The following is a 13,013-nucleotide window of genomic DNA, read 5'->3' on the forward strand; positions in this document are numbered from 1 at the left end:
TTTGATCATGCTTATAAGATGGAATAGTCCCTTTTCAAGATCTCCCAATGCGGTGTTGGTACACCTGTGGCCTTTTTCCAATCAGTAAATGCATGATCTAACGCCTCGATCTCCCCAAAAGAACCCGCAACCAGTTTATAAACCGGAAGCATACTATATATCTTCAATAGAAGGTAAAACATCCGTTGATGTTTGCGAATCAGTTTAGCCTGAATCTCCGGTATAATCGTTATGCCCATGGCCTCAAGCACGCGAAAGCCCTCATCCATCGCCCCAATCATATGCTGGATTTGCTTTCTGTTCCCGTCCAGCCTGATCATCTCACGCTTCTCATTAAAGCTCACTGCATTAAGCATCAGAATGGGCACAATATGGCTTTTCAGCCAGGCATCAATATCATCCAGGTAATTCAACTTGTATTTCGTCTTCTCAAAAGCTTGATCCAGTATGGATTTAAAGGCAATCTCGCTATCCAGCCCACCAATCACCATTTGCCCGCTTGCTCCACCAATGGATAACATCCGGTCTTCTTGCCGCCGCCCGCCGCTGATATGAAAACCAAATGCGACTTTCTTTTCCACTCTGCTGTTTTCCTCCAAAAAGAGTTGCATGCTTCGTGCATCTGCATTGTTACCGACAATCACCACATTCCTGCTCTGATTGGCCGCCAAAATAGGCAGCACTGATGGAAAATCGTTATATTTCATAACCACAAAAATAAGATCATAGTGATCATTCTCTTCCAACGTTCTTGTTACCCGCACCGGGTCAACGGTCGTTCTAAACTGGAACACATGACGAATGACAATGCCATCCCTCTCCAGTTCCTCTGCCCGCTTCCCTCTAGCCAGAATGGTGACGTCATTTCCCCCACGTACCAGAACCTGCGCCAACTGACTGCCCAAGACGCCTGCACCATACACTAATATGTTCATTAGTTATCCCTCTATTTCAAAATTTTATAGATATTCGTTGCTTTATCAACATTTGTTGATAAAATAAGAGTAACAAAGCATCTGCAGCGCTTCAATCGCTAAAATATCCGTTTTTGTTGAATAATCAACGAATGAACCCATATTGTTGAAAACATCAAAGGAGGAGCCATGGACAGACGAGTTGTCAAGACAAGAAAAGCCATAACCGAGGCCTTGATCGGGCTGTTGAAAGAGCAGGATTTTGAGCAAATTACGATTAATGACATTGCTGATCGGGCCGATGTGAACCGCGGTACCGTCTATTTGCACTACACGGACAAGTTCGATCTGCTGGATCAAAGCATCGAGATGTATTTGCAGCAGCTGGTGGAGAGCTGTATGGTGGAGAGTCCTACCACGCCCATGACTGTCAAGGAGGCATTGCTCCGAACCTTCCGTTACCTGGAGCAGCACGCCCCCGTGTATACCACGCTATTAACCCAAAAAGGCATTCCCGCCTTCCGGAATCGGATGATGACGCTCCTGGTTCAGGGAGTGGAAGAACAGATTGATGCGTGCGGCATTCACAAAGGTATCAACCGGGAAATCACTGTACAATTTCTGGCCTGTGCCTCCGCAGGCCTGCTGGAATGGTGGATCATGAATTCCATGCCTTATCCAGCCGAAGAAATTGTTGAAGAATTAATGTCTTTGCTGGAGCTTCATCTGATTCTTCCTTCTCAGGTATAGGGTTAATAAGGAGCTACGGATTGAATGAACAGGAGATCATATGTCGCAGAGACTCCTCCCTTTATGCTGAACTTGTCCTCATACTCCTTATACATGTTGGTGAACAAACGTCGTAAACTGTACCCAGGAATCAGTGCTGCTTCTGAAGTGCTGGCTCCCATTCCTTTAACCGAATACAGGAAATCTCTTGCGGAAGCATACTTTTCTGTATGAATCGAACGCTCACAATGGAAACTAGAATACCCGGATTCCTGAAGCATAATTTCCCATTGAGCAGGTGAATGAAACGAAAGTCCATGCCGCTGTGATTCCATCCCGTTGGCTCGATAAACTTCATCAAATGCCTCATGCATCTCACGAAATGTATCAGGCCCGAAGGTCGTAAAGATGAGCAAGCCACCCGGGCGCAGCATTCGCCGCAGGTGACCCAGTGTTTCCTGTGGCGAACTTAGCCATTGAAAACAGGCGTTAGAGACGATGATATCTACTGAGGACTCCGGAGCATTTACAGCCCACATTTCGATATCTGCCTGTAGAAAACGTAAATTATCCGTTGTACAATCCGCAGTACCTGGATGCTCTACTGATCGGAACCGTTTTGAAGCCACTTCGATCATCTCGGGTGCAATATCAATTGCAGTAATATTTGCACTAGGCCATTCATTTACTAGGATTTGAGTCAAAGCCCCTGTTCCACAACCGATTTCGAGAATGCTCGGATCACTTAAGACCCCTTTGTTTTTCCATTCTGCGAGGGATCTTGCTAGCTGCTCAGCCATAGAACGCTGAATATGAGCATGTGCATCATAAGAAGTGGCACTACGATTAAATTGGCGTTGAACAGCACTACTTCTTCCAATGGTCATGCCACCATCTCCTCCATTCATCAGCGATGTGTACTTCCTTTCCCAAAAAGGGTGCATGCCCGCAGCCTGTTAATGTAATTAACTTGGCTTGAGGTAAATGAGCTGTAAGCTCCAATCCAGCACCGTAAGGACATATCCTATCCTCAGTCCCATGAATAAGAAGAACCGGACAATCGATATGGGGCAATTGAGACAAGCATTCCTCGCTTCGTAAAATCTGAAGGCCTGCCAGTAGTGATTGCGTTGTCCAGCTACCTGTATGAGGGAGACGTTCAGCAAGACCCGCCTCCCATTCTTGCTCCGTAAACATCACCTTTCGAAAATTCGTTTCCACTGCGTGTTGATCCTTTAAAATCCCTTTGATCATCTGCCTAACATATGCATCTGCCAAGCCGCGGTCAAACTCTTCTTTTGAACGGGTAAAACGAGCCGTTGCCCCGAACAGCACAAGGCCATCCGCGTAACCTTTAGCCGCTAGTCTGAGCGCCAGTAAACCTCCAAGCGACCAACCTGATATTAGAAGCGGACCTTGGGAAACTCTCTCCCTGAAAGCTGTTCCTTCAATATCTAACATGTCCTTAACTGCTGTTTCAGTTAAACACAGCATTTCCTCTGGAGAATCCGCAGCATTATAATCTACAGAAATATGTCGAAAATCAGGCAATAACAGGCGAAGACGGTCAAACACCGCATCAGGCATGCTCCATCCCGTTAACCATAATATAGTTCCATTTTTCTCTTGCTCAATTTGTAGCGGATTATTATCCAAGGCACTCATGAGCTCAGCACTCCTAACTGCAGTCCGATTTTGCAGATTTGTGCGCTGGCATCATTCAGTTCCTTAGGGGTATGACCGGCCGATAAGGAGAAGCGGATTCGCGCTGTGCCATCAGGAACGGTAGGCGGTCGGATGGCAATCCCAGCAATACCGCCTGCTTCAAGTGCCTCACTGAAACGAAGAGCCCTTTCGTTATCACCGACAATTATCGGCACAATAGGGGATTCCCCGGTTCCAACGTTAAATCCGGCATCACTAAGCGAAGAACGAAATAATTGACTTGCCGAGTAGAGGCGTTCGCGGCGCCAATGATCCGCTTGTACCAAAGTTAACGCTGTTGAAATACCAGCTACGAGAGAAGGCGGCAATGCCGTTGAATAGATAAGTGGTCTTGCTTTGTTAACGAGAAACCGGATTAATTTTCGGCTGCCGCAGATATAAGCTCCATATAAACCGAATGATTTGCTAAACGTCCCCATATGCACATCCACATCATGATGCAGACCAAGCTTAAAGCAAAGTCCTTCCCCCCGTTTCCCGTAGATGCCTCCGCTGTGCGCCTCATCCACCATCAGCATTGCCCCGTACTCTTGTTTGAGCGCAACGAGCTCTTCCAAGTGTGCTTGATCACCATCCATTGAAAAGACGGCATCCGTAACAATCAGCTTACGCCGTTTATCCCGATGTTTGTTCATTAATAGCTTCAGATGTTCCATATCATTATGTCGATACCGGGCATGTTCCGCGCGGCTCAGCACAATACCGTCCACGATGCTGGCATGGTTTAATTGATCACTAAAAACGACATCACCCCGGCCCACGAGTGCACGAATGACACCAGAATTAGCCATATAACCATTTGCAAAAACAAGCGCAGCTTCACTATGCTGCCAAGTGGCCAGCGCTTCTTCCAGACGGCCATAAGGCGGTCGATTCCCAGTAACAAGACGAGATGCGCCCGAGCCTCCTCCTTCAGTAAGAAGCGCCTCGCGAATGGTATCGATGATAGCGGGATGTTGCGCAAGTCCCAGGTAGTCATTGGAGGCCAGGTTGAGGAGCACTCGGTCTCCTCTCCACGTATAACCAGGACAATCTGGAACCGCAGCACTGTCACGTAAGTAACGTTCATTGGAGACATCAGCCAATAACGCAAGTTCTTTTTCCATCCAGTTCGTAGTTCGTACCGCCTTATAGTGCATTTAACTCAATCTCAAAACCCAAATCTTCAATCATTTGATGATCATTTGATATTTCCTGACCTGCTGTCGTTAAATAATCACCTACAAAGAGTGAATTAGCAGCATACAGGGACAAAGGTTGCAATGTACGGAGGTTAATCTCGCGTCCACCCGCAACACGAATCTCTTTAGATGGACAGATGAGCCGAAATAGTGCCAGTACCTTAAGCGCCTTCATAGCCGGAGTGCGTCCTGCTCCTTCCAGAGGGGTCCCCGGTATTGCATTCAGGAAATTAATCGGAATTGAATCCGCATCAAGCTTACGGAGCGCGAAAGCCATCTCAACAATTTCCTGATTACTCTCACCCATACCGATAATGACACCGGAACAGGGAGACATGCCGTATGCTTTTACCTTTTCCACGGTTTCAATTCGCTGGTCATAGGTATGCGTTGTGGTTATCGATGGATAATTGGCCTTACTTGTGTTCAAGTTGTGATTGTATCGGTGCACACCTGCCTCAGCCAAACGTTCTGCTTGACCGTCCTTCAAGATTCCTAGACACGCACAGATTTTAAGTGGCATCGTTTCACGGATTTCTTTTACCGCTTCTACCACTTGATCCAGCTCTTTATTCGTGGGACCTTTGCCTGAAGCTACAATGCAATAGGTTCCTGCTTTACGCGCCATAGCTTCATGTGCACCTGCAAGCAGCGTTTCTTTGTCGAGCAAGCTGTATTTTTGGATGGGCGCGGTGGATACGATGGATTGTGAGCAATAACCACAGTCTTCGGGACAAAAGCCGCTTTTGGCGTTGATGATCATATTCAGCTTCACTTTTTTGCCGTAAAAATATTGCCTCACTTGAAAAGCCGCTTGCATTAGCGGCAGTACCTCATCGTCGCTTGCTTCAAGCACGGCAAGTCCCTCTTCCATTGTTAAACATTCGCCATTCAACGATCGATTCGCAAGCGACGACCATTCTAGATTAGTTACCGTTGTTTTCAACTTCATTCCTCCTCCATGGATTGAACTGTTAATGCCTGTCTGATCGGTGTTAACTGGATCGTCTCTCGAATGACCTGGATCAACAATTCTGTATTTATTTCGTCCATTAAGCGGGGAAAACGTCCAAGAAAGGGTATGCCGCAATAACGTTCAATCAATTCTGCGTTTGTTGTGATGCTGGAGTCGTTATAAATCTCGTCAGATTCACCATCGTTCAGAATAAAACCTACGATCTTAATCCCATGCTGCTGCAGGTATGACACTGTAAGAAGTGTATGATTAATCGTACCTAGACCTGTCCGCGCTACGATCAGGGTCGGTGTTCGAAGCTCCGAGATCAAATCTACTACAAGAGAGTCTTCGGTCAGTGGAACAGCGACGCCCCCTGCCCCTTCAATGAGTACTGATTCGTATCGATTTGCCAGGGACTGACCCGCGTTGATAATCTCCTGTAACGTAATTTCCACCCCATCCTGCTTGGCAGCGAGCATCGGAGTAAGAGGAGCTTCGAATGTAAATGGCGCCACATGCTCGGCACGCTCATCAATTCCGGTGTATTGCAACAGGCGTTCCGCGTCGGTTTCTCCGCTGCCAAGAAGTGCACCGGATTGCACGGGCTTCCAGACGCCTATATTCCGCTTTTCAGCACGAAGAGCAGCAACAAGAGCCCCTGTAACGATTGTTTTTCCAACCCCTGTGTCCGTACCTGTTACGAATAATCCGGGAATTACATTCATGATTCCAAACCACCTTCGGTGACGTCAAAAATAGATTGCATCAAGATATCAATCATTGCTTCAAGCTCAGCTTCTGTGCTAGCGAGAGGAGGCATGAACACAACAACATTGCCAAGGGGTCTCGTAAGCATGCCAAGATCTCTGGCCCGCTCCGTTACCCGAACACCGATTCGTTCGGCCCAATCGTACGGTTCCCGAGTTGCTTTATCTCGTACAAGCTCAATTCCTAACATCAGTCCCTTTTGCCTGATATCCCCGACGTGTGGAGAATCTTTAAGTGCTGAGAGCTTCTGCTCTACAAAAGCCGCCTTTGCTCTTACACCTTCCACCAGATTGCGCTCTTCAAATCGTTTCAAGTTAGCCAAAGCAACAGCGCAGCCGAGCGGGTTACCTGTGAAGGAATGACCGTGAAAAAATGTTTTTTGCTCCTCATAATCGGCATAAAATGCGCTGTACACCTCATCTGTTGCCAGTGTCGCTGCCACAGGTAAGTAGCCGCCTGTAAGGCCTTTGCCTATCACCATCAAGTCAGGTGACACTTCTTCGAGATCACAAGCAAACATAGCACCTGTTCTACCGAAACCTGTCGCCACCTCATCGGCGATGAATAGTACGTCATATGTACGGCAAAGTGCTGCCATCTCGCGGAGACAGCCCTCTGGCATAATCAGGATGCCGCTAGCTCCTTGCACAATCGGCTCCACGATAATAGCCGCGATTTCATCTGCACTCGTTTCAAGTACATTACGTAATGCGGTTAACGTAGCATCCATGGCTTCCCGCTCGCCATCCTCATGTCGATAAACGTAAGGATATGGGATGACATGAGTAGGAAACAGCATGGGACGGAACACATCATGGTACAACGGAATTGCCCCGACACTCACCGCACCAATCGTATCTCCGTGATAGGCTTGATTCATCGTGATAAAATTCGTTTTACCGATTTCTCCTCGGTTCTTCCAGTATTGAAACGCCATTTTCACTGCGATCTCGACACCGGTTGCTCCCGAATCGGAATAAAATACTTTATTTAATCCCTCTGGGGAAATCTCTACTAGTTTCTCAGCAAGTTCAATAGCTGGCACATTAGCCATTCCGAGTAACGTAGAATGTGCAACACGTTCCAACTGATCCGTTATAGCTTGGTTCAGCTCGGGTATGTTATGTCCGTGAACATTAAGCCAAACCGAGGAGAAGCCATCATAATAAGCACGTCCCTGGACGTCATACAGCATGACGCCTTCGCCTCGTTCAATGATGAGAGGATCAGAGTTATTGTAATCTTTCATTTGCGTAAAAGGGTTCCATAAATGAGCCTTATTTTTGGCTGCAAGCCGTTCATAATGTGTCACAAGATATCACCTTCCGTAAGAGCATTTCAATTGTTAACCAAAAATATTATTTAGGTTAACAATTGAATGTTGACATCTTATCAGACAAAAACTTTCCTGTAAAGAGAATCATTTCAGAGTTAGAATCCTCACCCTCCAATCTGTCTCCGCGGATTGAACCCGAAATTTCGCCTCGTAGAGGGTTTTGCCTAATACAAAAAAACACGCCTGATTCGGCGTGTTTGGTCTAAAGTACATACAAAAACAAAAAAACGGCATCTCTGCCGTTTGTGTTTAACCTATTGTTAGAGAGAACGGGAATAATCGCTAGCAGCAACCTGCTTTCCCTATCCTAAACCTTACCCTCATTACATCTTTCCAGTAAACGTTGAATTTGGCGCTCCAGCCACGTCCCTAATAGCGGATGTGGAAGCAGCGTCTCACCACTATACGCGTAATCCAGCTCCTTCAGTCGGCTCGGAATCACTTTCATAGTGAAATAACCGGCACTCAAAAACAACGGCGCCACAATAACCCGGCTCCCCCGCTCTTCACTCCAGTATTTCGCCTTGCTGTACACACTGTCCGGATTTAGCAGCGCATAATCGGTATGAGCAACACCGCTGACTTCCTGCACCCGCTGTGCGAGTGAAGAAATACCCGCTTCCCAGCGCTGACGGAATCCATCGTGAATACTCCCATGTCCGACTAGCAGAATCGTCTCCTGTTCTGGCTGCTGCGACAGGGCCTTTACCTTGTCCCAGACCATGACCGCAATATCCGGGTCGTTATCCACAGGATAGCCGAAGTGGACTTGTGCTTTCACCTCAAAGGGTTCCAGATCCGTCTCACGCTCCGGAGCGTCTTTGGCACCGATGGCATACTCAATCTCATCCACATGTGTACTACCGGACGATACGAACAGAGGTACGACCAATATATCAGTTACGCCCTGTGCTTCCAGTCGGTTGATACCGTCCTGGATCAGGCGTCCTTCCACCAGTTCAAGAAACCCGGCTTCAACGGGCAATGATTCAGGCAGATTCAACCGGGAGACCGCGTCATCGACGGATTCTACCCAGGTCTTCTCCTGAGAACCGTGACTAATGATGAGTACACCCGGTTTCTTCATCCTTATCGTCCCAGGCGTTCCAGCGTCATTTTATAACCGTCATTACCGTAGTTCAGGCAGCGTTTTACACGAGAGATCGTGGCTGTGCTTGCACCTGTCTCCGCTTCAATCTGGTTATAGGTATTTCCTTTGCCAAGCATACGTGCTACTTCCAGCCGCTGGGACATGGATTGAATCTCGTTTACCGTGCAGAGGTCATCAAAAAACACATAACACTCTTCAATATCTTTCAGAGTCAAAATAGCCTCAAATAATTGTTCAATGCTTTTATCATTTAGCTTCTTCAGCTGCATTTCATCATCATCCCCTAGCGGTTACTGTGTACCTTCATTGTACCCAGCCTGAGTTGGTATTTCAAGCGTTAACGATTTCACGCACTACAGAATAAAAATACATGTTACCGCTTTCATATAGCATGAATGTCCTCCGTGCGCGCACAATCCTCCTCTTTCTTACGATTTTCCCTCTTTTTCCGCGTATATTTCCTATTAATTATGTAGGAATTATCAAATTTAAAATGTGACAATTTTGTGTCGTAAAAATATAATTCCACTGTGAAGCTGACATCCTCTCTGCGCCCAAATCCGCAAATATCCCGTTTTACGGGATACTCGCCTACGCCGTCTCTCCGCTAATGACATACAGTATAGCAAAAGGGAGTTCCGACTCGGTCTGTTATGCACGTCCAGCAGCTGAAGGAACGCAATTCCGAAATCCAACATAGAAGGAACGTGATAGTTCATGCCACAGCATTATTATCACCGCCAGCCCGCTCCACGGCAGCGTCCGTCTTCCCATACGCAACGGCAGGCCCATTCTTCTGCCTATATGCCGCCACGGGCATTGAATGAAGCTCAGGTTCAACCCATGTATCCTGGAGTAGAGCCTTACTACCCTCAATTCCAAGAGGTTGAAGCATCCGGACTTGTACCTTATAGTCCAGGTGGTCCGGGGGGACCTGGTGGAAACTTTTTCGGCGGGGGAGCTCCTGTTGCTCCCCCTGTTCCGGTGGAAGCGCCTGCGTCTTCCTCAGGCTTTTCCCTGGCCAACATCGGGGAACTGAAAGGAATGATCGACCGCTTCGGTGGAATTGATGGCATCATGAACGGAATCGGCAAAATGCAAAAGGTCGTTGGCGGCTTCCAACAGATGGCACCCATGATGAAACTGGTGATGGGGATTCTGCCCTTTGGAAAAGGAAAAAAGAGCAGCAGTCTTGCGGATAAAGATTATGAAGAGTATTCGCCACCTCGCTCACGCAAACGTCGTAAAAAAACGACCTCTGCTCCTCGCAAACGGAACACGAGTAGTAAAACGGGCCGGAATAAATCCAATTCCACCAAACGTCGTCCCAAAAAAAGCAAATAACTCTAACATTTTTCCCAGGCGCCCTCTTACATAAGGGGGTGCCTTAATCCACTTCCATCTATTCTCCCCATCAATTCACTCATTCTTTAATATAAGAGAATATTCCTAACCATTTTTTAAGAACCTATGTTCTTATTCCCGTAAATTGAGGTATACTGAGTTATAGATAAAGGAGGCGGATTATGGAACTGTTCAAAGACAAATATACTCCCGCATTAATCGACCGGACAGGGGAATGGTTACACCAATTCTACCCCAAGTTGGACAAGCAGCAATTTCGTGAACTTGTATTTGCCGAAGGCTGGGGAGAGCTGGAATTCAAAGCTCGTATCCGCCGCATTACGTCGGCATTGACCGAAGTTCTCCCTGACAACTATGAAGAGGCATTACACGTGATTGAGCAGGCAGCACCACAGATGCGAGGGGTCGAGTATCTGTTCGTTCCCGATTTTATTGAAGTCAACGGACTTGCGCCGGAAAACTACGAACTATCCATGAAGTACTTGACCCTCTTCACACCTTATTCCAGTTCCGAGTTCGCGGTACGCCCTTTTATTGAACGATACCCGATCGAAACGATGAAACGCATGATGGAATGGACGGGCAGTCCGAATGAACATATACGCAGGCTTGCCAGTGAAGGCAGCCGTCCACGTCTTCCATGGGGTTCCAAACTTCGGGGGTTCATCACCGATCCAACACCCGTACTTCCCATTCTGCATGAATTGAAGCAGGACGAATCCCTGTATGTCCGAAAAAGTGTAGCCAACCACCTGAATGACATCTCGAAAGACCACCCTGAACTGGTCCTGGATTTGGCCTCCAGCTGGTACGGACAACATGAGCATACGGATTGGATCGTTCGTCATGCAAGCCGCTCTTTGCTGAAAAAGGGACATCCGAAGGCGCTGAGCCTCTTTGGTTATGTCGAGCAGGATGCGACACATATCGAGCTTCTTCAGCTTGCAAGAGATACCGTAGCCATCGGGGAAGATCTTCATTTCTCTTTTGATGTGGTAAATGAAAGTGGTCAGTCACAGATGCTGCGAATCGAATATGAAATCGGATATATGAAAGCCAATGGTAAGCAGGCACCCAAGCGGTTCAAATGCTCTGACAAAACCTTCCCTACCGGGAGAACCAAGGTTGCAACGAAGCAATCGTTCAAAATCATTACGACGAGAAAGCATTACGCTGGTTTGCATACGCTAACGATTGTCGTTAATGGACAACCTGCCGCTAAGACCACATTTGTATTGGAGCAAGCAGAGTAACCTACACTATGCATGCAGCCATCCAACTTGTTATGAAAACGTAGTACGGTTCATTTTATGATATGCATCCCTTGTTCAAATTCAGCTCATGGAACCCATTGCTCGAGAGATTTCCCAAGGCGTCTTCACTACTGAAGATGCCTTTTACTATTTTCACTCTGTTCGTAGCAGCCAAATATCCTTCAAAATAAAGTTATGCACATGTTGCTTCTTCATTTATCTTATCCACATGTGGACATCTATTCCGAAAACGAATCTATATGTACTCCTATTTGCCCTCTTATGCACATCGTACACAGGCTAAAGAAGCGATCTGTGCAGATCGCTAACTCTTCACTTGCTATCCAATTGCTAGTCTTTCTTATTTAAACCAGCCCCGCTTCACAAACCAGGCCACCATGCTTCCGCCCAGAACAAACATCAGCAGCAGCACAGCTCCATACCCAAACTTCCATTGCAGCTCAGGCATATAAGCAAAGTTCATGCCATAGATCCCCGCGATCAGTGTCAGTGGCATAAAGACTGTTGTAATTACGGTGAGGGTCTTCATAATCTGGTTCATACGGTTGGAATTCAGCGAAATGTAACTGTCACGCAGGTCAGCCGTCATTTCCCGATCAGCTTCAATCATGTCTGTCAGCTTCAACAAATGATCATAGATATCGGTAAAATAAACGGTATGCTCCCCAGTTCGCTGCACATGCTGAGAATTGACTACCCGATAGAGCAGATCCCGCATGGGCACTACCGTCCGTCTAAGCTTCAGCAATCGACTGCGCAAGTCGAACACCTGATTCATCAGGTCTTCCACCGACTCCTTGCCGCCCCGGTTCTCCAGTTCAGCCAGCTCATCCTCAATGGCAAATAGAGACGGGAAATAATGATCGACCAACTTGTCCATCACCGTATACGCCGCTGCCACCGGGCCTCGGGCCCAAATGGTTCGTTCATGCGCATGATGCAGCAATCGCTCCCAAGCTTCATCGACTTCCTCCAGGGCCCCGTGATGATAGGATACCAGGAAGTTTGCACCCAGAAACAGGTCCACCTCTTCCGCTTCCAATGTGGTCGGATTCAATGCATGCAGCACGAGGAACTGCAAATTGTCATAATAATCGAGCTTGGGTCGCTGCAACACATGCATACAATCCTCAATAGCTAATGGATGAAAATGAAAATATGTATCCAGTAACTTGCTTTCCTCTTCGGAAGGCTGATTGAAATCTGCCCATACCCAGGCGTAATCCTGCAGATCCAGCTGTGTCAGCGGTACATTTACAGATACCTGATGATCCCGTGAGATGGCGAGTGTACGAATCATAAATTAGACCACGTCCTTGTCTTGTATCCTTTACGCTATTGCACAACTTTAACCATTGAACCGTCCCCTGCAACAGCCCATTATACACACGTTATCCTGCAAACGCGACAACAAAAAAAGCCAACCCTGTTGGCTTCTCTCATTTCCCTATCCACAGTCTCCTGTATCCACAGGAATATCTTCTTTTGGTTTATCATTCCACGGATGGCTATCCACATATCCAGCCTGTCCACACGTTCATGCACAGGCGTCTCTTCTTTTTGGTTGTTTAATTGTCCACATATCCCGATATTCACAACGTTATGAACAGTTTGTCTGAAATCCAGAATTTGTTCTGGAACACTTTTTCGAA

General features: G+C 47.1%; 13 protein-coding genes. 3 read left to right on the forward strand and 10 right to left on the reverse strand.

Features of this window, described 5'->3' with window-relative positions; genetic code table 11:
• Positions 1-11: 11 nt before the first annotated feature.
• Positions 12-935, reverse strand: coding sequence for a ketopantoate reductase family protein (locus tag BMY78_RS29890; protein ID WP_090904861.1), 924 nt, complete (start codon positions 933-935; stop codon positions 12-14).
• A 168-nt stretch (positions 936-1,103) separates the two neighbouring features.
• On the opposite strand from BMY78_RS29890, the gene BMY78_RS29895 reads away from it, so the two are divergent.
• Positions 1,104-1,664: a TetR/AcrR family transcriptional regulator gene (locus BMY78_RS29895; RefSeq protein ID WP_090904862.1), complete on the forward strand. Its 561-nt coding sequence runs from the start codon at positions 1,104-1,106 to the stop codon at positions 1,662-1,664.
• 2 nt (positions 1,665-1,666) lie between these two features.
• On the opposite strand, the gene bioC is transcribed toward BMY78_RS29895, so the two are convergent.
• From bioC to BMY78_RS29935, 8 genes are all read right to left on the reverse strand, one after another.
• Positions 1,667-2,530 (reverse strand): malonyl-ACP O-methyltransferase BioC, encoded by an 864-nt coding sequence (gene bioC / locus BMY78_RS29900; protein WP_090904863.1) that lies wholly within the window; start codon positions 2,528-2,530, stop codon positions 1,667-1,669.
• Positions 2,511-3,308 (reverse strand): alpha/beta hydrolase, encoded by a 798-nt coding sequence (locus tag BMY78_RS29905; RefSeq protein ID WP_256222519.1) that lies wholly within the window; start codon positions 3,306-3,308, stop codon positions 2,511-2,513. Before BMY78_RS29905 ends, bioC begins: the two co-directional genes overlap by 20 nt.
• Positions 3,305-4,507, reverse strand: coding sequence for an 8-amino-7-oxononanoate synthase (gene bioF / locus BMY78_RS29910; RefSeq protein ID WP_256222520.1), 1,203 nt, complete (start codon positions 4,505-4,507; stop codon positions 3,305-3,307). The genes BMY78_RS29905 and bioF overlap by 4 nt, the downstream gene beginning before the upstream one ends.
• Entirely contained in the window at positions 4,497-5,495 is a 999-nt protein-coding gene (gene bioB, locus BMY78_RS29915) for a biotin synthase BioB (RefSeq protein ID WP_079697194.1), read from the reverse strand. The genes bioF and bioB overlap by 11 nt, the downstream gene beginning before the upstream one ends.
• Positions 5,496-5,497: 2 nt before the next feature.
• Positions 5,498-6,232, reverse strand: coding sequence for a dethiobiotin synthase (gene bioD / locus BMY78_RS29920; RefSeq protein WP_090904865.1), 735 nt, complete (start codon positions 6,230-6,232; stop codon positions 5,498-5,500).
• Complete coding sequence (gene bioA / locus BMY78_RS29925) at positions 6,229-7,587, reverse strand: adenosylmethionine--8-amino-7-oxononanoate transaminase (protein ID WP_090904866.1); 1,359 nt, start codon at positions 7,585-7,587, stop codon at positions 6,229-6,231. Before bioA ends, bioD begins: the two co-directional genes overlap by 4 nt.
• Before the next feature lie 331 nt (positions 7,588-7,918).
• A complete protein-coding gene (locus BMY78_RS29930; protein WP_090904867.1) occupies positions 7,919-8,698 on the reverse strand; it encodes a sirohydrochlorin chelatase in 780 nt (259 codons plus the stop codon).
• Between the two features lie 2 nt (positions 8,699-8,700).
• Positions 8,701-8,991 (reverse strand): YerC/YecD family TrpR-related protein, encoded by a 291-nt coding sequence (locus BMY78_RS29935; protein WP_017690665.1) that lies wholly within the window; start codon positions 8,989-8,991, stop codon positions 8,701-8,703.
• Positions 8,992-9,439: 448 nt separating this feature from the next.
• Here BMY78_RS29935 and BMY78_RS29940 point away from each other — a divergent pair, with 448 nt between their 5' ends.
• Entirely contained in the window at positions 9,440-10,066 is a 627-nt protein-coding gene (locus BMY78_RS29940; RefSeq protein ID WP_090904868.1) for a hypothetical protein, read from the forward strand.
• 182 nt (positions 10,067-10,248) lie between these two features.
• On the forward strand, positions 10,249-11,340 hold the full coding sequence (locus tag BMY78_RS29945) for a DNA alkylation repair protein (RefSeq protein WP_090904869.1): 1,092 nt from the start codon (positions 10,249-10,251) through the stop codon (positions 11,338-11,340).
• 361 nt (positions 11,341-11,701) lie between these two features.
• On the opposite strand, the gene corA is transcribed toward BMY78_RS29945, so the two are convergent.
• Positions 11,702-12,661, reverse strand: coding sequence for a magnesium/cobalt transporter CorA (gene corA / locus BMY78_RS29950; RefSeq protein ID WP_090904870.1), 960 nt, complete (start codon positions 12,659-12,661; stop codon positions 11,702-11,704).
• Positions 12,662-13,013: the final 352 nt, after the last annotated feature.

This window comes from Paenibacillus sp. OK076, from assembly GCF_900110055.1.
In the GTDB taxonomy this organism is placed as follows: Bacteria; Bacillota; Bacilli; order Paenibacillales; family Paenibacillaceae; genus Paenibacillus.